Below are 25,365 nucleotides of genomic sequence, written 5' to 3'. Positions count from 1 at the left end.
CGCAGCAGATCGCCTTCGTGCAACAGTCTCTAATACCGATATTAGTCCGAGGGGACAAAAAAGCGTATCTTTGCGTGACAAAAATGCAGAGGTACCCAGTCGTACTTCGCTCAGTGTCCGCTCGGAGGGAAGAGGGGACACTGGGGAATGAGCAGATATGAGCATGACGAAAAAGAATTATAAGACTTACGATCAGCTAAGCCTCTCGAGTATTGATCGGGAGGTGCTGGAGTTGTGGAAGAGAGAAGATCCCTTCGATGCCTCACTCAAGTGGCGCGAGGGGGCACCGAGATTTATCTTTTACGAGGGTCCCCCTCTGCTAATGGTATGCCGGGGATCCACCACGTCATGGCTCGCACGATCAAGGATATTATCTGTCGCTACAAGACGATGGAGGGTTTCCTCGTCGACCGCAAGGCAGGGTGGGACACCCACGGGCTTCCGGTAGAGATCGGTGTGGAGAAGAAGCTCGGCATCACCAAGGCCGACATCGGCACCAAGATCTCTGTCGATGAGTACAATGAAGCGTGTCGCAAGGAGGTGATGAAGTATACCGCCGAGTGGCGCAAGCTCACCTCGGAGATGGGTTACTGGGTGGACCTGGATCACCCCTACATCACCTACGACAATCGCTACATAGAGACCCTGTGGTATCTCCTGAAGCAGCTCTACGAGAAGGATCTGCTCTACAAGGGATACACCATACAGCCCTACTCTCCCGCCGCAGGCACCGGACTTAGCTCCCATGAGCTGAGTCAGCCTGGTGCCTATAGGGACGTGAAGGACACCTCCTGCACTGCTCTCATGGAGATCATCGATCCCGCTGAGGAGCTGCAGGGACACGGGACCGCCTACTTCGCTGCCTGGACTACCACACCATGGACACTTCCCTCCAATATGGCTCTCGCTGTCGGCAGCGGGATCGACTATGTGGCGGTGCAGACATTCAATCCCTACTCCCTCGAGCCGATCACCGTCGTGATGGCGAAGCCACGCCTCTCCGCCTACCTCAGTCCGGAGGGCGAGGAGCTGCCGATGGAGGCCCCCGAGAAGGGGAGCAAGGTGATGCCCTACCGCATCGTCGCCCGATACAAGGGGGCTGACCTCGTAGGGCTGAGATACAAGCAGCTCTTCACCTGGGTAAAGCCCGATGAGAGAGCACTGAGGGTGGTGGCGGCTGACTTCGTCACCACGGAGGATGGTACCGGCATCGTCCACATAGCACCCACCTTCGGTGCAGATGATAATGCACTCGGCAAGAAGGAGCAGATCCCCGGCATGATGCTCATTGACAAGGGGGGTAAGGAGGTGCCAATGGTCGATCCGGAGGGGAAGTTTTACGCCCTTGAGGATCTAGACCCACATTTTGTGGAGGAGCGGATGGACGTCGCTCAGTATGGGGTCTACGCCGGTCGCTATGTCAAGAACGCCTACATCGACAAGCCGTCCGACACCGACTCACTTGACATTGACCTCTGTATGGCGCTCAAGGAGAGAGGGCAGGTATACAGGATCGAGAAATTTACCCACAGCTACCCCCACTGTTGGCGGACCGACAAGCCGATCCTCTACTACCCGCTGGATAGCTGGTTTATCCGCACCACTGCAGTCAAGGAGCGACTGATCGAGCTCAATAAGACGATCACTTGGAAGCCCGAGTCTACCGGCACGGGACGCTTCGGGCAGTGGCTGGAGAATCTCCAGGATTGGAATCTGTCCCGCTCACGCTACTGGGGTACTCCGCTGCCGATCTGGCACAATGAGGACTACAGCGAGCTGAAGTGCATCGGCTCCGTCGAGGAGCTCTCCCGCGAGATTGACCTCTCAGTAGAGAAGGGACTGATGAAGAGCAATCCCCTGGCCGATATAGGCTTTGTCGTGGGCGAGTATACGGACAAGAATTACGAGCGGATCGATCTCCACAGACCCTATGTGGACGACCTGATCCTCTGCGACAGCAAGGGACGGCCGATGGTCAGGGAGACTGACCTCATCGATGTGTGGTTTGACTCCGGGGCGATGCCCTACGCGCAGCTGCACTACCCCTTTGAGCACCGCGAGATGGTGGATGAGAGGAGCTACTTCCCGGCCGACTTCATTGCCGAGGGAGTGGATCAGACGAGAGGGTGGTTCTTTACCCTCCATGCCCTTGCGACGATGCTCTTTGACAGCGTCGCCTACAAGCACGTGATCTCCAATGGTCTCGTCTTGGATAAGAATGGGAATAAGATGTCTAAGCGCCTCGGCAACAGTGTAGACCCCTTTATGATCATGGAGCAGAAGGGGGCAGACGCCCTGAGGTGGTATATGATCACCAACTCCTCGCCGTGGGACAACCTGAAGTTTGACCCCTCGGGCGTGGACGAGGTGACCCGCAAGCTCTTCGGCACGCTGCACAACACCTACTCCTTCTTCGCACTCTACGCAAATATCGACAACTTTGACCCGGCAACAGCTCGTAGGATCCCTCTCGAGGAGCGACCTGAGCTGGATCGATGGATCCTCTCACGGCTCCACTCGCTAATCACCGAGGTGAAGTCTGACCTCGAGGACTACGAGCCGACAAAGGCCGGTCGCGAGATAGCAGCCATGGTGACAGACCAGCTGAGTAACTGGTATGTGCGCCTTGCCCGCAAGCGCTTCTGGGGCGGTGGCATGACCGATGACAAGCTCTCCGCCTACGAGACCCTCTACGAGTGCCTCGTCACGGTGGCTAAGCTGATGGCACCCTTTGCCCCCTTCTACGCTGATCGTCTATACCGCGATCTCACTCAGGACGAGACGAAGTCAGTCCACCTCACAGACTATCCCAAGGCTGATCCCTCAGTGATCAATACCTCACTGGAGGAGGCGATGGACTATGCTCAGAGGATCTCCGGCATGGTGCTCTCGCTCCGTCGTAAGATGGATACGAAGGTGCGTCAGCCGCTGCAGAAGGTGGTGGTACTCACCTCCGATCCTCAGATGATCGAGTCGGTGAAGCACGTGGAGGAGCTGATCCTCTCCGAGGTGAATGTGAAGGAGCTGGTCTTTGACTCCGGATCATCTGACCTTGTGGTGAAGAGAGTGAAGCCTAATTTCCGTCTCCTCGGACCGATCTTCGGCAAGGATATGAAGAGAGCGGCTGCATACCTCACCGGTATGACGCGAGAGGAGATCGAGGCCTTTGAGACAGCCGGGAAGACTGAGTACGAGGGCAAGGAGATCACTCTCGACAGCGTAGAGGTGATCTCTGAGGACGTGCCGGGCTGGCTGGTGCTCAACGAGGGCTCCATCACCATCGCTCTCGATGAGGAGATCACCGAGGAGCTGCGCATCGAGGGTCTAGCCCGCGAGATGGTTAATAGGATCCAAAATCTCCGCAAGACCTCCGGCTTTGATGTGGAGGACAAGATCGACATTCGTCTCGAGAAGACCCCGATGACGGAGCAGATCCTTGCGGCACACAAGGACTACATCTCCACTCAGGTACAGGCTCGATCTATTGAGCCCGTCGAGGGACTCATCTCCGGGGAGCTTCTCGAGCTGGACGAGGAGGTGAGCCTGCATGCAGAACTAACTATAGTAAATAAGTAAAAGAGATAACCATGGCTACTGTAAGATACTCTGATGAGGAGCTGGAGGAGTTTCGCCAGATCATCAATGAGAAGCTTGATAAGGCTCGTAAGGACTACGACTCTCTCATCGAGTCTATGAACGGGAGCGAGAATAGCGACATCAACGACACCTCGCCCTCATACAAGAATCTCTCCGAGTCGGCAACTCTCGCCTCTCGGCAGGAGACAGCCTCCCTCGCAGCGCGTCAGAAGAAATTTATCCAAAACCTGGAGGCTGCCCTGATCCGCATCGAGAATAAGACCTACGGCGTCTGCCGCATCACCGGCAAGCTCATCCCCAAGGAGCGGCTCCGTGCCGTCCCCCACGCTACACTTAGCGTCGAGGCCAAGAACGCCGGATACAAGTAAATCTCAGGTAAGTCTATCGTCTATAGTGAGCGTCAACGACATACCCTCCACGGCAGATCGACCTGTCACGGACCCGAGAGAGATGCCTGCAGATCGTCCCCGGCGTCGACTTACAGTCGCTGTGGGACTTGCGATCCTACTCCTGGTCATCGACCAAGCTATCAAGATATGGGTTAAGACCCATATGGAGCTGGGCGAGAGTATCGTGGTGGCAGACTGGTTTCAGATCTACTTCACGGAGAATCCAGGGATGGCATTCGGCTGGGAGCTTTTCGACAAGCTCTTCCTGACACTCTTCCGCATAGTCGCCAGCGTGCTGCTGGGGTGGCTGGTGGTCTACGTGTCAAGGAGGCGATATGGACGCGGAGTGCTGACCTGTCTGGTGGCTATCTTTGCCGGTGCAGTGGGTAATATCATCGACTCTATTTTTTACGGAAAGATATTTACCCACAGCTATGGGCAGGTAGCGACGATCTTCCCCGCTACACCGGAGACAGGCTATGGAGACTGGTTTCAGGGAAAGGTGGTGGATATGTTTTACTTCCCCATCATCCGCAGTCAGTGGCCCGACTGGGTACCCGGCTGGGGAGGAGAAGAGCTGATCTTCTTCCGCCCGATATTCAACTTTGCCGATGCCTGCATCTCGGTCGGTGTGATCGCGCTACTGCTATTCTACAGCGGCTCTTTTGCCCACCTGATGAGTCATGTCGGCAGTAAGAAGCCTAAGGACAGAGCACCGGAGGACTCCGACATACGTGATGAGGAAGCATCGTAGTCTCTGCAGCCTGATCCTGCTCTCCATCGCACTGACAGTGCTCCTCTCACAGTGTCGCCGTCGACCGAATGAGGTCCTGACGAGAGACGAGATGAAGGCGGTCACCAAGGACATGGTCCTGGCCCAGTCTTATATTGACAGCAAGTATGGGATGCCGGACTCGGTCCGCGAGGCATACTATAGGAGTGTGCTGGAGAAGCATGGGATCTCGCAGGCAAAGTACGATACCTCTCTCGTCTGGTACGGAGAAAATCTCCCGATGCTCACGAAGATCTACAATCAGATCATCGAGGAGCTTCAGCAGGAGGCCGTGGTCTTAGACACCCTCTATCAAGACTCCATTCGTCGTGCCGGGCTCACTTACAAATCACCGGAGTCGCTCTGGAGAGAGCCCTCGAGGGTCTGTCTCTCGGAGGGAGACCGAGCCTACCGCTTCATGATGTGTGAGCTCAGTAGTGGTACCGTGGCGGGAGGGGATACGCTTGACTTTGGCTTCAATATACTGCCGGGCCTGCTCAGCTCGGGGGAGAGGATCGAGATCTCCTTTATCACCCTCACCCGAGACAGTAGCATCGTCTACTCTACACAGACCACACTGGATGGTAAGGGCGACCGACGGATAGCACTCGAGTATGTCACGCCACAAGACACCACTAGCGAGCAGAGCCAGTGGCACCGCCTCTTCCTCTCTTACTATCGTGACCGGGACTGCCTGAGGAAGATCCCGCTGGTCCTCGATAGCATTTACCTCTCTAAGCGTGAGACTCCCGTGGTGGCGGAGAAACCTGCAGAGGAGGAGACTGAAGAGTAAAATTGACTAACTTTGCAACTAAGATCGGCACAGACCTATGGGACAGACGGGAGATATGACACTCATCTACAGTCCGGAGATACTGGACTTTATCCAGCAGAGTATGAATTACCTCGCTCTGCTTGATCCCGAGGTAGCCCCCCGATGGACGAGGGAGACGGTGCGTGAGTGCCGTGACACGCTGGCAGCAGTGTATGCCGCAGCGACGAGACTTCCGGACTTGGACCCATCGCTTTTCTTTGGCGAGCTGGAGCACCTCGTCGAGGAGGAGGACTATGAGCGGGTGAGACGTCGCCACGAGCGATTCTTTGCTGACCGAGACCTATTTCCAGATGCACTCAACGAGCAGATGCAATACTCTGAGCGCCCGATCAACATCAGTCTCAGCGAGCTGCTTGCCGACCTCTTCCAGGCTCTGGCAGATATCGTCTGGGTCTATAGACAGCAAAACGAGGAGACGATGGTCCAGTCCATTGCCGAGGCGAGGTATGCCTTTGACCACGAGTGGGGAGAGAAGCTGGCAGCTGTGCTCAGACGACTTCACCTCCTGCTCAGCGATCCGGACTTTATGCCCCTCGAGATGCCGGACGATGAGGATGACCTATTGAGCTACAATGAGTGACATGCCTATAGATCGGACCACCATCACCAAGGAAGAGCTCGGGGAGCTGGAGGCGGAGGAGCTTCCGGTGCCGGTCACGATCCTTGACGCCTCGTGCTCTGACGATGAGATAGAGAGCGTCATGGCGGCTCTCTCGAGGGCCGATGTCCTCGGCCTTGACACAGAGACTAAGCCATCATTCCACAAGGGCGAGGGGAATAAGGTCTCCATACTTCAGCTCTCCGATCACGAGAGATCAGTAATCATCAAGCTCCTCACCTTTGACGGTGAGGAAGACAAGGCATCACGCCTCGCCCCCATAGCACAAGTGCTGGCAGATGACAGTACACTCCTCGTGGGGGTATCTATCCACGATGACGCCCTTGCCCTAAGGAAAGACCATGGTCTTGAGTGCCATCAGGTCCTTGAGCTCCAGCTGACGGCCAAGGCCGCAGGGCTAAAGGTCTTCTCGCTCTCCAAGCTCTATGCCCTACTCTACGACAAGCGCATCTCCAAGAGCCAGCGACTCAGCAATTGGGAGAGCGAGAGACTCTCGGAGGCGCAGACTAACTATGCCGCACTCGATGCCTATGCCGGCCTGCTGATCTACGACGGACTCAAGGACTTCGTCAAGCCCTCCATGATCGAGAAGAGAGTGGGCCCGACCGTGAGAGTACCCAAGTCAAAGAAGAGAGAGACCTCTGCGAGGGTACGAAAGCGCAGGGTGAAGGCTAAGGTCAAGGGGGCAAAAGCAAAAAGTAAAACCACCGACAAATAACTCACCCTATGGGCACTAACCTAGACACCATACCGATACTCCACCTACGACCCGGTAAAGACGAGCCGATGGAGCGCCGTCATCCATGGGTCTTCTCCGGAGCTCTTGATCGGAGAGATACCAATGGACTGATGGAGGGAGACTTGGTCGAACTCAGAAGCTCAACGGATGACTTTGTCGCCCGTGGCTACTGGTCTCCAGAGAATATTGCGATACGGATCCTCACCTTTGATGCCTCAGAGGAGATTGACCAAGCCTTCTGGACCCGACGCCTGAGTGAGGCTCTCAAGGTGAGGGAGGCTGTCGGTCTGGCGGGAGAGCATAATGCCATCCGCTGGATCTACGGCGAGGGCGATGGTCTCCCGGGGCTGGTCATCGACCTATACGACTCCATCGCTGTCATGCAGGCTCACACGCTCGGCATCCACCGACAGAGACACCAGATCTCAGACGCTATGTCCACCGTGCTTGGCAGTCGCCTGCAGGTGGTTTACTACAAGAGCGCCGAGACGCTGACGGCAAGCTCTCCGATAGAGGGGGAGATCGATGAGCTGCTCATGGGGTCGCTACCGAGGGAGCAGGAGGTGGTGATTGACGAGCGGGGGATGAAGTTTTACCTTGACGTTGTCAAGGGACAGAAGACCGGCTTTTTCTTAGATCAGAGAGACAACCGCTCCCTCCTGAGACAGTATGCTAAGGGGCGGAAGGTGCTCAATATGTTTTGCTACACGGGAGGATTCTCCCTCGCTGCCATGCTAGGAGAGGCTAAGCAAGTGGTGTCCGTAGACAGCTCGGAGCGCGCCATAGACATGACGGCAAGGAATATGGAGCTCAACTTCCCCGGCAGAGACGATACCCACGAGGAGATCGCCACCGATGCATTCGCCTACCTAGAGGGACTACAGGGAGGAGAGTACGACCTGATGGTGCTGGATCCGCCAGCCTTTGCAAAGAATAGACGCGTCCTCTCACGCGCACTCAACGGCTACCGTCGGCTCAATCGCATTGCACTACAGAAGATTGCCCCCTCGAGCCTGCTCTTCACCTTCAGTTGCTCACAGGTGGTTAGCCCGGAGAAATTTCAGGAAGCGGTATTTACCGCTGCTCTGCAAGCCGGGCGTGAGGTGAGGATCCTCCATCGCCTTACTCAGGCTGCGGATCATCCCGTAAATATCTATCACCCCGAGGGAGAGTATCTCAAGGGTCTAGTACTCTACGTTAAGTGATGTCCCGGCACTTCTCTCGACTTGCTCCGCTGCTCCTTCTCATCGGGATGCTGTCCTCTTGCATTCAGACGAGGAAGGAGAGAGAGTCGGAGAAGGTCAACTACCGAAAGTGGAGCGAAATCATCGCCAGTGATACGCTACGAGTAGGAACGGTCACCTCCCCTACAGACTTTTACTTCTACAGAGGCGAGCCCTTCGGGCTGGAGTATCAGAAGGTGTCTCGCTTTGCCGAGGCGCACAAACTCAAGCTTGACATCAAAGTGACCGGTAGCAGGGATAGCCTTATGGCATGGATCACGTCCGGGGTCATTGACCTATCCATCACCCCCTTTGCCATGACATCCGAGATCAGCAAGTCGTATGACTTTGCCGGCATCGTGGACACGATCGCCTTGGTAGTGGTGCAAAATAGGTCCATCACCCCGCTCCTCCGCCGGGTGGGCGACTTAGACGGCAAGTCGATCTACGTCTCCTCCAATAGTCCTGCGGAGATGCGCTTGGAGCAGATCATTGCGGAGGCCGCCCTGGACTCTCTCCATATCCTACCCGTTGACTCTCTGGGTGATGTGGACCTGATCAAGTCGGTCGCCGATGGAGACAGCATCCGTTACGCAGCGGTAGACACCCGACTGGCGGGATTATTTGAGCGGCACCACCCCACCCTTGACACAGAGCTCCGCATCAGCGTACCACTGAGGTACAGTTGGATGCTGCATAAGGGCAACCAGAGCCTGACCGAGCAGATCAGCCGCTTCTTCTCTTCATCTTCTAATGAGGAAGAGGAAGGAGACCCTGACCGCCTGCTTACGATGGAGAGCGGCAATTACTTCAAGGGACTCAGATCCCCCTTCCCCACCCCTACTATCCGGCAGGGAGCGATCTCTCCATACGATGAGATATTCATGCAAGAGGCAAAGCGGCTGGGCTGGCACTGGACCTATCTCGCCGCGATCGCCTTCACAGAGTCTCGCTTCATCCCTGACATCGTGGCTCGATCAGGAGCGAGAGGCCTTATGGGTGTGATGCCTGCTACCGGACGAGCCTATGGGGTGAGTAAGGACCAGTTGCTGGACCCCTTGACAGCAGTGCGCGTGGCTGTCAATTGTCTCCGGGACAATGAGAAGTCCTTTAGCAACATCCGGGACATCCATGAGCGGGAGTGCTTCACTCTCGCAGCCTACAACGCCGGCTATGGTCACGTCCTGGATGCGATGCGGCTAGCACGGAAGTACAGCGCACCGGACAGTGTCTGGGATGGTGGGGTGAGGGAGTACCTCCTCCTCAAGAGCACACCGAAGTACTTCAATGACCCCGTGGTCAAGTACGGCTACGTCCGTGGCTCGGAGACTGTCAAGTATGTAGACAATATCATGCAACTCTCTGCCCTCTACCAAGGAGCAAAGAGTAAGGGAAAATAGTTAGCTAAGAGTATGAAAATAGTAAACTTATCAGAGCAAAACAGCCTCATCAACCGCTTCATCGCAGAGATGAGGGATGTCAATATCCATAACGACTCGATGCGCTTCCGGAGCAATGCCAGGCGCCTTGGCGAGATTATGGCTTACGAGATCAGCAAGACACTCGACTATACGGAGAAGAGGGTCACCACCCCCCTCGGGACCAAGGATATGTACCTGCCTACTGAGGAAGTGGTAGTTGCCACCATCCTTCGTGCCGGTCTCCCCATGCAGAGCGGACTGACCAATTACTTCGACAAGGCTGACAATGCTTTCGTATCCGCCTACCGCAAGGAGGGTGGAGACAGTAAGCTGGGATTTGACGTACACATCGAGTACCTGGCCTCCCCCTCTCTCGAGGGACGCACGCTGATCCTTGCCGACCCCATGCTGGCAACAGGAAGCTCGATGATGCTTGCCTATAATGCACTCCTCACCAAGGGGCAGCCCGCCACCACCCACTTCGCTGCCATCATCGCCAGCCAGCAGGGTGTCGATATGCTTGCGAAGCATGCCCCTGAGGACTCCACCCTCTGGATCACCGCCCTCGATGAGAAGCTCAATGAGCACGCCTACATCGTCCCGGGACTGGGCGATGCCGGGGACCTCTCCTTCGGGACCAAGATGGACTAAGCGGATATTATACTACGAGCAGAGCCTCCGAGGGGACAATTGTCTCATCGGAGGCTCTGCTCATTTTGTACTCGGATAGTCTACACCTTGCGTAGCCAGATGCTCCTCACACTGTGATCGTCACTCTTCTCAAGGATGAGATTGGAGCGAAAGCGCGTCGGCTCGATATTCTGGACTAAGTTGGTCAGATTGACATCATCCCACACTTGATTGGCCAGCTTAATAGTCTCTTCCTTAGATAGATCAGCGTAGCGGTAGAAGTAGGAGTCCTTATTCCTAAACGCCGTCTGCTGCAGCTTGATAAATCGATCCACATACCACCTGCGGATCGCAGACTTCTCCGCATCGACGTAGATTGAGAAGTCAAAAAAGTCTGACACAAAGACCGACCGACGTGCCCGGGACGCATCCACACTCGCCTGCAAGACATTGATCCCCTCGATGATCAGCACATCCGGCTGATCAACCTCGTCATACTCTCCCTTGATCACATCGTAGTATAGGTGGGAGTACTTGGGTGACGGGAGGTGTCGACGACCGCTCTTGACAGCGGCGAGGAAGTTGAGCAGACTCATCACATCGTAGCTCTCAGGAAATCCCTTTCGGTCGCTCAGGCCGCGCCGCTCCAGCTCGGCATTGGAGTATAGGAAGCCATCGGTCGTCACGAGAGAGACCTTTGGCGTCTCCTCATTCATCGAGAGGAGCTTCTGCAAGACCCTCGCCGTGGTACTCTTACCCACAGCGACACTGCCGGCGATCCCGATGACGTAAGGAACGGTCTGGAACTGACGATGAAAAAACTCGCCATAGTCGCTCTGAAGATTCTTATGATGCATGATATTTATCTCCAAGAAGCGACACATAGGGAGGTAAATATCACTGATCTCCTCTACGGTCAGAGGCTCATTCATCGCATGGAGCTTGCTAATGTCGATCTCGGAGAAAGGAAAATTGGGGTGGCTGTCCAAGCTGCTCCACTGATCTCGAGTGAATGATTGATAGGGGGAAAAGGTTGCGGTATAGGGTTTCATTGTGCTGTAGTCCGATCCTGCATAATTATTCATCGGCAAAGGTATTCAATTTACCTCTTACGGATGTCCCGGCAACATATGCGAAGTAAAGGACCGACCAGAGCTCACTTGTTTATTGCTAATGGGGAAAGCGCAGAAGTTAAACATCTCTAAGTCGATGGTCAAACCGGGCATACTATTTGCAAAGTGTTAATTAGGCACTTTCAGACTATTGACTACAACGGGTTTAATCCGTTTATTTGTCTGGAAATAGAACTAATAAGACAACATAGAATTCGTATGAAAGCAAAAGACATCATCCTTACCAGCGTGCTGGTGGTCGCCTGCTCGACCCTCAGTGCGATAGGGGGAGCTGCCATCACAAAGCACGGCAGCGACTCCCCTGAGACTTATGAGACTTCCGAGCCGGCCAAGTCCTCAAGGGCCTATATGGCCTCTACCCCGCCCAACTTTGTAGAAGTGGCTGAGAGGACCATCGACGGCGTGGTCAACATACGCACAGAGAAAGCTGTGAGAATGACACAGGAGAGGTTTTTTGATCCCTTTGAGTTCTTCTTCGGCATCCCCTCCCAGCGAGACCCTCGGCAGGAGGGACGCTCCCGACAGGAGGCTCCCAAGCAAGTGGGCATCGGGTCAGGCGTGATCATCAGCCGAGATGGATATATCGTGACCAATAACCACGTCATCGATGGTGCTGACGATGTCTTCGTCACGACCAATAGCAATGAGGAGTATAAGGCCAAGGTGGTCGGCACCGACCCCTCCACCGACCTCGCCGTGATCAAGATCGAGAGTGGCAAGGAGCTGACGGCCATTCCCTTCGGCAACAGTGATGATCTCCGTGTCGGAGAGTGGGTACTGGCGATAGGCAACCCCTTCAACCTCCGCAGTACGGTGACCGCCGGTATCGTCAGCGCCAAGGGGCGCGCTGCCGGGAGTGGTCAGGGATCTCTCCAGGTGGGCTCCTTTATCCAGTCTGATGTGGCCGTCAACCCCGGCAACTCCGGTGGGGCTTTGGTCAATATGGCAGGCGAGCTGATAGGCATCAATACGATGATCTACTCCAGCACCGGTAACTACGCGGGGATCTCCTTCGCCATCCCCACCTCGATAGTCCACAAGGTGGTCAGCGACCTAAAGGAGTATGGTACCGTCCAGCGTGCCGTCCTCGGCATTGCCGGTACCAACATCACCTCTGCCGCCACCGAGAAGTACGACCTCAAGGTCTCTCAGGGCGCTTTAGTGATGGAGGTGGCAGACAGGAGCTCGGCGAAGCAGGCCGGACTCACGGAGGGTGATGTGATCACCTCCATCGACGGACACAGCATCTCCACGATGTCGGACCTACAGGAGGCTATCTCTACCCACAAGCCGGGTGACAAGGTCCGGATGTCTGTGGATCGTAAGGGTAAGGCTATGACGATCGACCTCGTACTCAAGAATAGCGAGGGAAATACCGATGCCGTGACTCGGATCGACGAAAGCTCGATCGGTGCCGCCTTCCTGGAGCTCAGCGACAAGGAGATGAGCGACCTCGGGATCTCCTACGGAGTAAAGGTAGTCGGTGTGGACAGGGACGGAAAGTTCTTCCGTGCCGGCATCCGCAAGGGAGACGTGATACTCGCTGTTAATAACCTCCGCGTGAGCAAGAAGGACGATGTGGAGAAGGTGGTGAGTGACGTGGTGAAGAGCAGTAGCGACAAGGTCCTCTTCGTCAAGTTGCTTAATACCAATGGGCGTATCAATTACGTAGCCGTGGATCTCCGCGACTGATACCTACCGGTACCAAACTAACACAAGTGCACCCCAGCGGATGAGTGTCTGCCGGGGTGCACTTGTATTTAAGCAATTCAAAGGTGCGATAGGAGACGACTCGGCTGATCCATCACCCCATCTACCCGCTACCTCTACCAAAAGTCCATTAAGCCGGCCCCAGTCATGAAGACGCCACGTACTTCTGATGTGACACACCGAGATCTGAGCCCATTTCCCATGCAAGGGAAAGGGCTTAGATTGTCTATCGGCATAAGATTTTGTACCTTTGCAAGGGTAAGAGATGAGAGGACCCCTGAGTCTTCTCATTTTATTTCCATATACAGACCTGATGATAGACGTAAAGGACATACAATCAGCCCTCGAGGAGTACCTATCGGAGCGTGACGACCTCTACATAGTAGCGGTCGATGTGCGCACCGGCAACTTGATCAGCATCACCATTGATAGTGATCACGACTCGATCTCGCTTGATACAATCACGTCGCTCTCCCACTATATTGAGGAGCGCTTTGACCGCGATGTGGAGGACTACGAGCTGACCGTGACCAGTGCCGGGCTCACCTCGCCCCTTCGGCTCCCACGGCAGTACCGCAAGTACATCGGTGAGCCAATCATTGCCACGCTTCGCAACGGAGGCATTGAGAAAGGAACGCTCGTAGCAGCGGACGAGGAGGGCTTTGAGATGGAGGTTATCCGGATGGAGAAGCGCGAGGGCGACAAGCGTCGCAAGGGCTACCCCACCCCACTTCACCTCACATACGATGAAGTGAAGTCGGTCGTCTACGACCTGAAGTTTTGACAACAAAGCGCTTACAATAGTATACATGGCAAAGAGAATACAGGCAACAATGATGGAGGCTCTGGGAGACTACATGAGCCAAAAGGACATCGACCAAGGGACACTCATCAAAGTACTTGAGGAGTCTCTCCGTAGTGCGATCGCAAAGATGTACGGTACGGATAATAACTTCGATGTCATCATCAATCCCGAGGAGGGAGATGTCGAGATCTGGCGCAATAGGATCATCGTCCCCGATGGCGAGGTCCACGACCAGATGAAGGAGGTCTCCATCAGCGATGTACGCTCACAGGGAGAGGAGGACCTTGAGGAGGGCGAGGAGTACACCGACAAGGTCTCTTTTGAGAGCTTTGGTCGCCGTGCCATCCAAAACCTCCGCCAGTCTCTTGCCTCTAAGGTGCTGGAGCTGGAGAAAGACACTCTCTATGCCAACTACAGCAAGCGTGTCGGTGAGCTGATCACTGCCGAGGTCTACCAGACCTGGAAGCGTGAGCTGCTGCTCCTCGATGGGGACGGCAACGAGCTCATCATGCCCCGCTCACTGATGATCCCCAGGGACCGATTCCAGAAGGGTGACCACGTCACTGCCTGCATTGAGCGCGTAGACTATAACAACAACAATCCCAAGATCATCCTCAGCCGGACCAGTAATGAATTTCTGTCTCAGCTCTTTGCCCGCGAGGTGCCTGAGATCCAGGATGGTCTGGTGATGATCAAGCGCGTTGCACGCATCCCCGGTGATCGTGCCAAGGTGGCAGTCGAGAGTGTCGACAGTCGCATCGACCCGGTCGGTGCCGTCGTGGGAGTACGTGGCTCACGCATCAGGGGCGTCGTGGCAGAGCTTCGCAATGAGAGCATTGATGTACTGCAGTACACCGACAATGACCAGCTCCTGATCCAGCGAGCACTCAGCCCTGCACAGAATGCCGATGTGCGGATCAACCCCGAGGAGAAGCACGCTGATGTATACCTCGCCCAAGAGGAGATCCGCAACGCTGTCGGTCGCAGCGGTTACAATATCAAGCTGGCAATGATGCTGACCGGCTACGAGATCGATATCTACAGAGATGAGGCACAGGGCATCGATGAGGAGGATCTCTTCCTCACCGAGTTTGACGACGAGATCGATCCCTGGATCATCGATGTATTTACCTCCATCGGTTGCGACACAGCCAAGAGCGTCCTCCGTCACAGCCGCGAGGACTTGGTTCGTGCCACTGACTTGGAGGAGAAGACAATCGACTATGTCCTGCAGGTGCTGATGGCTGAGTTTGACGACAATGAGCTGCCGACAGACGAGTTCCCCGACCTACCCGAGCGCGATCCCAATTTCCGCCAGTTCCCTATTGAGTCCCATGAGAGATCGGTAGAGGAAGAGGCGCAGGAGGAGCCTACAGAGGAGAGTATGCCCAAGGGGGAGGATGGTGTGACCGAGGAGTAAGACCTCATTCCCACCCGTAGACCCATCCTGCAAAAAACACAGATACTGAGAGAATAGAGAGAAATATATGCCCGCAATCAAAATAAATAAGGTCGCACGAGACTTAAACGTTGGAGTAAGTACGCTTAGTTCATTTCTAAGCAAGAAAAACCCCAATGGGGACTACAAGAGTCCCAATACTAAGCTGACTACGGCTGAGCTGAAGACTGTCCTCGAGGAGTACGGTAGCGATCTGAGTGCGGACGATAAGAAGCGACTCACCGAGAGCTACCTCTCTAAGTCTCCAAAGGCTACTGCACCCACGGAGCCGGCCAAGGAGCAGGAGGCTACAAAGGCCGAGTCTGCGCCTGATGCCAAGCCTCAGCCCTCCATTGTCAAGGGACACCTCCAGCTCGATGAGAAGGGGCGAGTGATCCCAGGCTCGTCAAAGATGGAAGAGCCAAAGAAGGCTCCCGCACCGGAGTCCAAGAAAGAGCAAGCCAAGGTGGAGCAGAAGACGCCCACCAAGGAGACGCCTGCTAAGCCGACCCCCGAGACCAAAGAGACGAAGGAGCCCAAGACTCCTGACGTCGCTAAGCCTGTAGAGGAGCCAAGGAAGCCCGTCGCTCCCAAGGCCGAGCAGCCCAAGCAGGAGACCCCTAAGGTTAAAGAAAAGCCTCAGGAGGAGAAAAAGCCGGCAGCAGAGACAAAGCCGGAGGCAGTGACAAAGCCGGAGAGCGCCAAGCCCTCCCAGCCTGCTGCGGAGAAGCCCATGCCCGAGAAGGAGACGAAGAATGCTGACATACAGAAGCCTTCGCCCACCACTAAGGAGCAGGAGAAGCCGACGACCACGGACGATGACGAGGCCAAGGAGGACGATGGCGTATACCGCCTCGGTGCGACCGATGATATGGGGCTTACTGTCGTCGGCAAGATTGACCTCTCCAAGATAGATCCCAAGACCTCGCGACGCAAGCGCAAGCGGATCAAGGGCAATAAGGTCGACATCGACAAGCAAGCCAAGCAGGATAGTGGTAAGGGTGCTGGTAAGGACACCAACAACCGTCGCAATAAAGACGCGAGAGGTACCAACGCCAACAACTCCGGCAACAACCGCAACAATAAGCCCGCCGCAGCCACCAACCCTAAGAAGGGTCGCAAGAGCCGTCGCCGGGAGGAGCAGCAGGAGATCACCCAGGAGGATATCCAAAAGCAGATCAAGAAGACTATGGCGGCCATGCAGGGACGTGGTCACCGCCCCGGCAAGACGGCAGCACAGTATCGCCGTGAGAAGCGCGAGGCACGTCAGGAGGAGGCTGAGGAGCTGCTGAGAGCACAGGAGGGCGAGAGCAAGAAGCTCAAGCTGACCGAGTTCGTCACCGTCAATGACCTCGCCAAGATGCTTGACATCCCCGTCAATGACATCATCGTCTACTGCTTCAATCTCGGCCTTATGGTCTCCATCAACCAGCGTCTGGAGAAGGATCAGATCGACCTTATCCTTGACGAGTATGGGTACGAGGCAGAGTATGTCGATGCCCAGGCCATGCAGGCGATCGAGACTCAGGAGGATAAGCCTGAGGATCTCGAGCCTCGCGCACCGGTAGTGACCGTGATGGGTCATGTCGACCACGGTAAGACCTCTCTTCTCGATGCCGTACGCAAGTCCGACGTCATCTCCGGTGAGGCGGGCGGTATCACCCAGCACATCGGTGCCTATAGGGTGACCCTCGAGGGGGGACGCAAGCTCACATTCGTCGACACCCCCGGACACGAGGCCTTTACTGCTATGCGTGCTCGTGGAGCCAAGGTGACAGATATCGTCATCATCGTCATCGCAGCCGATGACGGTATCATGCCTCAGACAAAGGAGGCCATCTCTCATGCCTCGCTTGCTGGTGTGCCAATCGTTTTTGCCATCAATAAGGTGGACAAGCCGGGAGCCAAGCCCGATATGGTGCGCGAGCAACTCGCTGCCATGAATTACCTTGTAGAGGACTGGGGAGGCAAGTATCAGTGCCAGGAGATCTCCGCTAAGAAGGGGATTGGAGTGCAAGAGCTGCTGGAGAAGGTCCTCTTAGAGGCAGACCTCCTTGAGCTCAAGGCCAACCCGAATAAGCTCGCCAAGGGGTCCGTCCTTGAGAGTACGCTTGAGCAGGGTCGTGGCTACACTACCAAGGTCCTGATCCAGGAGGGTACGCTTCACAATGGAGACTACATCGTTGCCGGAGCAAACTATGGTCGTGTGAAGGCACTCTTTGATGAGTATGGTGATACCGTTGACTCTGTCGGACCATCCATGCCGGTCAAGGTACTTGGACTCAATGGTGCCACGCCAGCCGGTGAGACCCTCAACGCCCTCGAGACAGAGGCTGAAGTAAGAGACATCGCTCGTCAGCGCGAGCAGCTCCAGCGTGAGCAGAAGGAGCGCACGCAGCACCTGCCGAGTCTGGAGACCTTCAGCCGACAGATCAAGGACGGCGAGGTACAGGAGCTCAATATCATTGTCAAGGGAGATATGGACGGCTCCGTCGAGGCGCTATCCGACTCGCTGGTTAAGCTCTCGACCGAAGAGATCCGCGTCAACGTGATCTACAGCGCTGTCGGCGCCATCAGTCAGAGCGATGTAGACCTCGCAGCCGCCTCTGATGCGCTGATCGTAGGCTTCCAGGTACGTCCTGCTCAGGGTGCCAGGCGCGCTGCTGAGGACGAGGGAGTGGAGATCCGCTTCTACTCGATCATCTATGACGCTATCGAGGACGTCAAGTCCGCTATGGAGGGTATGCTCTCTCCGGAGATCAAGGAGCAGGTCACTGCAACCCTCGAGGTGCGCAAGGCCTTCCGTATCCCCAAGGTGGGTACCATCGCCGGATGTATGGTGGAGCATGGCAAGGTATCGCGTGACAATAAGGCTCGCGTGATCCGCGATGGCATCGTGATCCATACCGGTCCGCTGGTGAGCCTGAAGCGCTTCAAGGACGACGTCAAGGAGGTTACCACCGGTCTGGAGTGTGGTCTCTCTATCAAGGACTACGACGACATCCAGGCAGGAGATCAGATCGAGACCTTCGAGGAATTCACGGTCAAGCGCAAGCTGGAGTAATACGACAGTAGCAGCAAGGGAGAGCACAAGATGCCGTGGTTTGATATCGCAGTCGGCTTACTATTGCTCAATGGGCTCTTTGCGGGGTGGCGTCTGGGATTTTTCGCCTCTGCCCTCCGCTGTCTGAGCCTTGTCCTTGCCCTCTATCTCACCGGGCTGATCCGGTCAGCGATCTCCTTTTCGCCATCGATCTCGGTACTCTCCATGGTGATCACCTTTGCGGTGGCACTTTGGCTCAGTCGCCTACTATTAGACCTAGTTACCGGATCCTCCTATGGGCGCTTCGGACTGCCGGACAGCCTCCTCGGTGCGCTGACCAATACACTCTTCACGGCGGTGATGCTCTGGATCGTCTGCGCTGTCATCTTGAGTCTCAGTCCTGATACGGAGTGGATCCGAGACTCACAAGCCTACCCACTCTTAGACGAATTGGTAGAGCCGATCGCTCCCTCACTGAGGGATGTGCTGAGCCCCACCTCACCCTTAGAGCCACCTGCGACAGAGGTCACTGATCTCTGACGTAGGTGGCTATTTTTTGTATCCTTCCCTCCTCGGAGGGACTATATATACTCTATGAATAACGAACAGATAAGCGACCTCTTAGACGAGCGAGACGAGTACAAGTACGGCTTCACCACCGACATTGAGACGGAGTACTTGCCTAAGGGGATCGATGAAAATATTGTACGCACCATCTCTGAGATGCGACACGAGCCGGAGTGGCTGCTGGACTTCCGCCTCAGGGCCTTCCGCGCCTGGTCCGGGATGAAAGTACCCACCTGGGGGCACGTCAAGCTCCCGGAGATAGACTTCCAGGACATCATTTACTTTGCCCGACCGAAGCAGAAGAAGTCTGCCGACGAGCCGATGGACCCCAAGCTGGAGGAGACCTTCGAGAAGCTTGGTGTCCCGGTCATGGAGCGGAAGATCCTTGCCGGCTATGCGGTCGATGCGGTCATGGACTCGGTCTCCGTCCGCACCACCTTCCGCAAGCAATTAGCGGAGAAGGGGGTGATCTTCTGCCCCATCAGTGAGGCGGTGAGGGAGCATCCCGAGCTGGTACGGAAGTACCTCGGGACGGTCGTTCCCCCGACGGATAATTTCTTTGCTGCACTCAATTCGGCTGTCTTCGGTGACGGCTCATTTGTCTACATCCCCAAGGGCGTCCGCTGCCCGATGGAACTGAGCTCGTACTTCAGGATCAATGCACTGAATACGGGACAATTTGAGCGCACCCTGATCGTAGCCGAGGACGACTCTTACGTCTCCTACCTTGAGGGATGCACCGCCCCGCAGAGGGACGAGAACCAGCTCCACGCCGCCATCGTCGAGATCGTGGTGGAGGAGAATGCGGAGGTCAAGTACTCCACGGTGCAGAACTGGTACCCCGGTGACAAGGAGGGCAAGGGAGGAGTCTTCAATCTCGTCACCAAGCGGGCCCTCTGCCGAGGCAATGGGTCAAAGGTCTCCTGGACTCAGGTGGAGACCGGATCGGCCATCACATGGAAGTACCCCAGCTGCATCCTCAAGGGAGACAACTCGGTGGGCGAATTCTACTCCGTTGCCGTCACCAATAATCACCAGATGGCGGACACCGGGACCAAGATGATCCACACGGGGAAAAACACCCGCAGCACCATTGTCTCCAAGGGTATCTCCGCCGGCCACTCCGAAAACTCGTACCGCGGACTGGTCTACCTCGGGAAGAATGCCGAGCATGCCCGCAACTACTCCCAGTGCGACTCCCTCCTCATAGGCGACAAGTGCGGAGCGCACACCTTCCCCTACGCCGATATACTCAATGACACCGCCGTCATCGAGCATGAGGCGATGACCTCCAAGATCAGCGAGGATCAGCTCTTCTACTGCCAGCAGCGGGGCATTCCCGAGGAGGAGGCGATCGGCCTCATCGTCGGCGGCTACGCCCAGGAGGTGATGGAGAAGCTCCCGATGGAGTTTGCCATCGAGGCAAAGGCTCTTCTATCCATCTCCCTCGAGGGCTCCGTGGGATAATGACACTTACTATAGATACGACACTATGTTACATATAGAAAACCTACACGCCAAGATCGGCGACAAAGAGATACTACGCGGGATCAACCTCCACATACCCGACGGCGAGATACACGCCATCATGGGACCCAATGGCGGTGGTAAGAGTACACTCGCCAACGTCCTCACGGGACGGCCACCCTACGAGCCCACGCAGGGGAGGGTGACCTTTAATGGAGAGGACCTCCTGGAGATGAGCCCGTCACTCCGAGCACAGAAAGGGCTGATGATGTCCTTCCAGTACCCCGTGGAGATCCCCGGGGTCAGTATGACCTCTTTCCTCCGTGCCGCCCTCAATGCCAAACGCAAGCAGAAGGGCAAGGATCCGGTGAAGGCTGCCGACTTCCTGAAGCTCCTCAAGGAGAAGCAGAAGCAGGTGAAGCTCCCCTCCGACCTGATGAAGAGGTTTGTCAACCAAGGCTTCTCCGGTGGAGAGAAGAAGCGCAATGAGATCTTCCAGATGCTGGTCCTCGAGCCCTCACTGGCAATCCTTGACGAGACGGACTCTGGTCTCGACATTGATGCCCTCAGGACGGTTGCCGAAGGGGTCAATAGTATGCGCTCGCCCCACTTCTCTGCGATCGTCATCACTCACTACCAGAGACTGCTTGACTATATCCGCCCAGACGTCATCCACGTGCTGATGAATGGAGAGATCATCAGGACAGGCGGTCCCGAGCTCGCACTGGAGCTTGAGGACAAGGGCTATGACTGGCTCAGAGAGGAGCAGAAGGAGGACTGAGCTATGATGTCTAAGCAACAACAACTCACTGAGCACTTCCTCACCCTCTCGGACAGCGTCTCCACAGACTCACCTCTGATGGCACGTCGCCGAGAGGAGGCGAGGGAGCTCCTTCGTAAGAAGCCACTTCCCAAGCACGGCCCGGAACACTATGCCCACTTCGACCTGGGGATCTTTGCCGACACCGAGCTACGTCAGTCTCTCGTAGCGGAGAGTGACCTGACTCCCTACCGACTCCTTGACGACAGCCGTCTCCTCTGCTCAGAGGGGACAGAGATAGAGGGCTGCTATGTCGGACCGCTAAGCCGCTTTGCCGAGCTGCATCCTGAGCCGGCTAAGCTCTTTGGCACCCAACACGACCTAAGAGATAGGGCTGTCCCCTCACTGACCGATCTGCTGGCAGAGGAGGCCATGGTACTCTACGTGGAGCCACGCTGCCGGGTGGAGGTACCGCTCGAGCTTATCTATCTCCTCGGTCGCGGTCTCTCCGCACGACACTTGCTGATCATCTGCGATGAGGAGAGCCGAGTCACCATGATGCAGTCGCACCGCAACCTCTCCGAGGAGGGGGCTGCTGCTCTCATCACCACCGAGATCTACGTCCGAGACCGAGCTGACCTGCACCTCTACGACTACATCGAGCAGACTCATGGGACGCGCCTGCTCCACAACGTCCACGCCCGGATCGGTGAGGATGCGCGCATGACCCTGACAGAGATCGTCTCTCACCCCGAGCGGACGAGGATCAATCTCTTCATCGACCTGGCCGGCAAGCACGCCGACCTGCAGATGGACGGACTGGCAATCCTGCGCGATGACAACCTCTGCGACATTTGGTCCAATATCTTCCACTGCGAGACTGACGGGCACACCGACGAGCTCTTTAAGTACACCCTCTCAGATCACTCCGTAGGGAGCTTCTCCGGGATGATCTACGTGGAGCCCGGTGCGATCCGGACAGATGCCGACCAGCATAATCGCAACCTCCTGCTCTCCAAGGAGGCAAAGATGTACTCCAAGCCTCAGCTGGAGATCTATGCTGACGATGTCAAGTGTGCTCACGGACTGGCAACCGGTCTGCTAGACGAGGCAGCACTCTTCTATATGGAGCAGAGGGGTATCCCCGAGGATGAGGCGCACGATATGCTCACTTCCGCCTTTGTCCACGATGTACTTGTCCGCATCCCCGATGAGCAACTCCGCGAGGTGCTGACGGCGAAGGTGGATACTCGCCTCCAGCGGCGTAAGTAACACACTCACATAGCAAGCAAGGGTCAATGTCTCTCTTGGATGAGAGACATCGACCCTTTTTTATGCGGTTGCATGGAGATCACCCCTGCTAATCGGGCTCCAAAAGGCACGTGCACACTAAGCTGACCATCAGCAGATGGCAAACACCCTCTTCTAATACCGATATTAGACTTCACTAATACCGATATTAGATTTCTCTAATATCGGTATTAGTCTGAGGGCTCCAACTTGCGATCCTCATACGATTGCCATAGCAGGGAGTGACCCCACCACAGAGTGACCCGAGCTTAGCCCTTGATAACAGCGAGAGGCGCAAGGCGCACAAGCGGCTGCACCAGATCTTGCTGCTTAGCTATCACCTCCTCGATGTCCTTATACGCCCCGGGAGCCTCATCAAGCCCCTTCTCCGTCAGGTCGTAGAGTACGCCAAGCTCATCCATCTGCGCCTGCTGCTCCTCGAGCGAGAGCTGACGGAAGGCTGCCCTCCTGCTGAGCCTACGCCCCGCCCCGTGGGAGCAGCTCATAAAGGAGTCGGGACAGCCAAGCCCCCGGACGATGTAGGAGTGTGCGCCCATAGAGCCGGGGATAATCCCCACCTCGCCCTCATAGGCCCGTGTGGCGCCCTTCCGGTGGACGATCACATAGTCACCGAAGTGCTTCTCCCAGGCAGCATAGTTGTGGGGGACATTGATCAGCGGATCAAAGTCTACCCCGGGACAGAGAGACCGAAGTCCCTCCTTCACCAACTCCATCATCTCCCGACGATTGGCAAAAGCGAAGTCCTTGCAGTACTCCATCTCTCGCATATAGTCCTTCCCCTCCCGCGTCTCTATGGGGAGGAAAGCGAGGTCTGGTTGCCGGTCGGCATACCACCTGTCGCACCACTGCTCTGCCAGGTGATTGTAGTGCTCCGCCACCTTTAGCCCCACATTTCGGCTACCTGAGTGGATCATCACCCAGATCTCATCGGTCGCGGTGTCTCGCTGGATCTCGATAAAGTGGTTGCCCCCACCCAGCGTGCCTATCTGCCGTAGCAGCGCCTGCTTCTTGCTCCTCAGGCAGGGCAGGTCGTCAAGCTCACGGTCGGGAAGCAGGCTCTCATCCAGCGGTACCTCCCTGCTATCAAAGCCAAGAGGGATCCGCTCCCTCGCATAGGTCACCAAAGCAGAGAGACGTTCCCGTGGCAGGTCCTCAGTCGTAAGGCTTGTCCGGAGGGCACACATTCCACAGCCGATGTCGACACCGACAGCATTGGGGATCACGACACCTCGCGTCGCAAGGACACCACCGATTGGCATGCCCTTTCCTGTGTGAGCATCCGGCATCACAGCGATGTGCTTATACGCATAGGGGAGCGATGCGAGCGTGATGATCTGCTCTAAGCAGGAGTCCTCCACCTCACTCAGCCACATCTTAGCAGGCACTTTAGTGCCCATCACAACTTTCTCTATCATTGCAGTATACTCTTTATGGATAAATATCTGAGGCAAAGGTAGGGAGCCACTATGCCACCTATTGGCGTAGTACATTTATCTCCTTAAAAGACCTTTGCAAAATGGTCTTTCGCCGAAAATGCACCGCTTTTTCGGCTGGGACTTTGCAGAATGCCCCAGATGCAAGGGACTGAGAGTGAGGGCGAAGGGAGTGTGCTTACGCACATGACCAAGCCCGAATCTCGAATGTGACGCCGCAGATGGGGTATTATGCAAAGGTCTCCTTACATTTGTGTCAAAAGAATATCACTATGCCGGTCAATAGAAATGCACTCCTGAGGATGCGGACCATAGATGGCTGCCTCCGCCGTCGCCACCGAAGCTGGACCATAGAGGACCTCCGCTCGGCCTGCGAGGATGCTCTCTACGAGTATGAGGGGACCTCGGGTGTAAGCCTGAGGACGATACAGCGGGACATAGAGCTTATGCGTAGCGATAAGCTGGGGTACAATGCACCGATCGAGGTAGTCGATCGCAAGTACTACCGCTACGCTGACCCGGACTACAGCATCAGCAGTCTCCCTCTGACACACGAGGAGCTGTCAGAGCTTACCGGCGCACTCGACATCCTGAGCCAGTATAGTGGCTTCAGGGGTCTCTCGGGGTTGGATGAGACTCTCACGAGGATTGAGGACAGAATCCGCAGCGGGAGCGAGGGGCAGTAGCAGGTGGTGTTTCTTGATACCAATGAGCAGCTGAAGGGACTGGAGCTGCTAAGCCCGCTCTACAAGTCGATCATCAACCGCTGTGCCCTACGAGTCCGTTACTGCTCCTTCCGCTCCGGCCGAGAGATCGAGATCTGTCTCTCCCCTTATCTCCTCAAGGAGTACAACAATCGGTGGTTTCTCCTGGGTCGTGAGAGAGGTCACAGCGGGATCCTCACACTGGCACTTGACAGAATGGTTGGTGTGGAGGAGGACAAGGAGGGGAGGTATAAGGAGAATATCTACTTCGACCCGGTCACCTATCTGGATGATATGGTCGGCGTGACGCGCGATCTGACGTCGGAGCGTGAGCGGGTAGTCCTCTGGGTCGATGCCTGCCAAGCACCATATGTCCTCACGAAACCCCTTCACCCACGGCAGGAGCTGATGGAGGAGAGGAAGGACGGCAGCATCGTTGTGGCACTGGAGGTGATCTGTAACCTCGAGCTGGAGCGACTTATACTTGGCTTCGGCAGCCACATCAGCGTGCTCTCGCCCAAGAGGCTGAGGGACCGCATTGCCCACCAGGTTATGATGATGGTCACCCGATATAAGGAGTAGCGCACCGCTATAGAAAATAGCGTGGAGCTGGTTATAAGTGGCTCTTCCACGAGCGATGCACTAACCAACTCCACGCGCAAGTCGCTAAAGACATTGCTGACGCAAAGTTACTGAAAGGGTTGTGAAATCCCACAAACCGGGAGGTCTCTTGTAGAGGACGTAGATTCAAGGACGAAGTGCAACAGGG

20 protein-coding genes and 1 pseudogene are annotated in these 25,365 nt (G+C 56.0%); 19 read left to right on the top strand and 2 right to left on the bottom strand.

The genetic code is table 11. From position 1 onward, the window contains the following. The first annotated feature begins 157 nt into the window (after window positions 1-157). The 9 genes and pseudogenes from ileS to upp all read left to right on the top strand — a co-directional run bounded on the left by ileS (window position 158) and on the right by upp (window position 10,246). A pseudogene (gene ileS, locus HMPREF2890_RS07100) lies at window positions 158-3,576 on the top strand (isoleucine--tRNA ligase). An 11-nt stretch (window positions 3,577-3,587) separates the two neighbouring features. After that, window positions 3,588-3,965, top strand: coding sequence for a TraR/DksA family transcriptional regulator (locus tag HMPREF2890_RS07095; RefSeq protein ID WP_018106643.1), 378 nt, complete (start codon window positions 3,588-3,590; stop codon window positions 3,963-3,965). A gap of 82 nt (window positions 3,966-4,047) precedes the next feature. Next, a complete protein-coding gene (locus HMPREF2890_RS07090) occupies window positions 4,048-4,740 on the top strand; it encodes a lipoprotein signal peptidase (RefSeq protein WP_070467067.1) in 693 nt (230 codons plus the stop codon). Continuing rightward, window positions 4,724-5,551: a DUF4296 domain-containing protein gene (locus HMPREF2890_RS07085; protein ID WP_070467065.1), complete on the top strand. Its 828-nt coding sequence runs from the start codon at window positions 4,724-4,726 to the stop codon at window positions 5,549-5,551. Before HMPREF2890_RS07090 ends, HMPREF2890_RS07085 begins: the two co-directional genes overlap by 17 nt. Window positions 5,552-5,588: 37 nt before the next feature. Beyond that, complete coding sequence (locus tag HMPREF2890_RS07080) at window positions 5,589-6,173, top strand: DUF5063 domain-containing protein (protein WP_070467062.1); 585 nt, start codon at window positions 5,589-5,591, stop codon at window positions 6,171-6,173. Between the two features lies 1 nt (window position 6,174). Beyond that, window positions 6,175-6,930, top strand: a complete 756-nt coding sequence (locus HMPREF2890_RS07075; RefSeq protein ID WP_070467059.1) for a 3'-5' exonuclease — start codon at window positions 6,175-6,177, stop codon at window positions 6,928-6,930. Window positions 6,931-6,938: 8 nt separating this feature from the next. Then, on the top strand, window positions 6,939-8,156 hold the full coding sequence (locus tag HMPREF2890_RS07070; RefSeq protein WP_070467056.1) for a class I SAM-dependent rRNA methyltransferase: 1,218 nt from the start codon (window positions 6,939-6,941) through the stop codon (window positions 8,154-8,156). Further along, window positions 8,156-9,574: an MltF family protein gene (locus HMPREF2890_RS07065; RefSeq protein ID WP_070467054.1), complete on the top strand. Its 1,419-nt coding sequence runs from the start codon at window positions 8,156-8,158 to the stop codon at window positions 9,572-9,574. The genes HMPREF2890_RS07070 and HMPREF2890_RS07065 overlap by 1 nt, the downstream gene beginning before the upstream one ends. 12 nt (window positions 9,575-9,586) lie before the next feature. Next, window positions 9,587-10,246 (top strand): uracil phosphoribosyltransferase, encoded by a 660-nt coding sequence (upp, locus tag HMPREF2890_RS07060; RefSeq protein WP_070467052.1) that lies wholly within the window; start codon window positions 9,587-9,589, stop codon window positions 10,244-10,246. Between the two features lie 80 nt (window positions 10,247-10,326). Here upp and coaA read toward each other — a convergent pair whose 3' ends face one another. After that, a complete protein-coding gene (coaA, locus tag HMPREF2890_RS07055; protein ID WP_246825360.1) occupies window positions 10,327-11,310 on the bottom strand; it encodes a type I pantothenate kinase in 984 nt (327 codons plus the stop codon). 246 nt (window positions 11,311-11,556) lie between these two features. On the opposite strand from coaA, the gene HMPREF2890_RS07050 reads away from it, so the two are divergent. The 8 genes from HMPREF2890_RS07050 (at window position 11,557) to HMPREF2890_RS07015 (ending at window position 22,420) form a co-directional block, all read left to right on the top strand. Beyond that, window positions 11,557-13,050 carry a Do family serine endopeptidase gene (locus HMPREF2890_RS07050; RefSeq protein WP_070467050.1) on the top strand — a complete coding sequence of 498 codons (1,494 nt, stop codon included), beginning with the start codon at window positions 11,557-11,559 and terminating at the stop codon, window positions 13,048-13,050. Between the two features lie 331 nt (window positions 13,051-13,381). Beyond that, on the top strand, window positions 13,382-13,852 hold the full coding sequence (gene rimP / locus HMPREF2890_RS07045) for a ribosome assembly cofactor RimP (protein ID WP_070467046.1): 471 nt from the start codon (window positions 13,382-13,384) through the stop codon (window positions 13,850-13,852). Window positions 13,853-13,877: 25 nt separating this feature from the next. After that, entirely contained in the window at window positions 13,878-15,293 is a 1,416-nt protein-coding gene (gene nusA, locus HMPREF2890_RS07040) for a transcription termination factor NusA (RefSeq protein WP_168160434.1), read from the top strand. Window positions 15,294-15,360: 67 nt separating this feature from the next. Further along, window positions 15,361-18,375 carry a translation initiation factor IF-2 gene (gene infB, locus HMPREF2890_RS07035; protein WP_070467044.1) on the top strand — a complete coding sequence of 1,005 codons (3,015 nt, stop codon included), beginning with the start codon at window positions 15,361-15,363 and terminating at the stop codon, window positions 18,373-18,375. A 30-nt stretch (window positions 18,376-18,405) separates the two neighbouring features. Further along, window positions 18,406-18,894: a CvpA family protein gene (locus tag HMPREF2890_RS07030; RefSeq protein ID WP_070467042.1), complete on the top strand. Its 489-nt coding sequence runs from the start codon at window positions 18,406-18,408 to the stop codon at window positions 18,892-18,894. A gap of 54 nt (window positions 18,895-18,948) precedes the next feature. Beyond that, the gene (sufB, locus tag HMPREF2890_RS07025) at window positions 18,949-20,388 is read left to right on the top strand and encodes a Fe-S cluster assembly protein SufB (RefSeq protein ID WP_070467039.1); all 1,440 of its coding nucleotides are present in this window, start codon (window positions 18,949-18,951) and stop codon (window positions 20,386-20,388) included. A 25-nt stretch (window positions 20,389-20,413) separates the two neighbouring features. Then, window positions 20,414-21,169 carry a Fe-S cluster assembly ATPase SufC gene (gene sufC / locus HMPREF2890_RS07020; protein ID WP_070467037.1) on the top strand — a complete coding sequence of 252 codons (756 nt, stop codon included), beginning with the start codon at window positions 20,414-20,416 and terminating at the stop codon, window positions 21,167-21,169. 3 nt (window positions 21,170-21,172) lie between these two features. Then, entirely contained in the window at window positions 21,173-22,420 is a 1,248-nt protein-coding gene (locus tag HMPREF2890_RS07015; protein WP_083289868.1) for a SufB/SufD family protein, read from the top strand. A gap of 287 nt (window positions 22,421-22,707) precedes the next feature. On the opposite strand, the gene HMPREF2890_RS07010 is transcribed toward HMPREF2890_RS07015, so the two are convergent. Next, window positions 22,708-23,874, bottom strand: a complete 1,167-nt coding sequence (locus HMPREF2890_RS07010) for an RtcB family protein (protein WP_070467033.1) — start codon at window positions 23,872-23,874, stop codon at window positions 22,708-22,710. A 290-nt stretch (window positions 23,875-24,164) separates the two neighbouring features. On the opposite strand from HMPREF2890_RS07010, the gene HMPREF2890_RS08865 reads away from it, so the two are divergent. Together HMPREF2890_RS08865 and HMPREF2890_RS08860 are read left to right on the top strand one after the other, a co-directional pair. Next, window positions 24,165-24,578, top strand: coding sequence for a hypothetical protein (locus tag HMPREF2890_RS08865; protein ID WP_083289867.1), 414 nt, complete (start codon window positions 24,165-24,167; stop codon window positions 24,576-24,578). 3 nt (window positions 24,579-24,581) lie between these two features. Further along, window positions 24,582-25,178: a helix-turn-helix transcriptional regulator gene (locus HMPREF2890_RS08860; protein ID WP_083289866.1), complete on the top strand. Its 597-nt coding sequence runs from the start codon at window positions 24,582-24,584 to the stop codon at window positions 25,176-25,178. Window positions 25,179-25,365 lie beyond the last annotated feature (187 nt).

The organism is Porphyromonas sp. HMSC065F10, from assembly GCF_001808555.1.
GTDB lineage: Bacteria > Bacteroidota > Bacteroidia > Bacteroidales > Porphyromonadaceae > Porphyromonas_A.
Note: the sequence above shows the minus strand (reverse complement) of the source record. Positions and strands in the feature narration are given on the sequence as shown.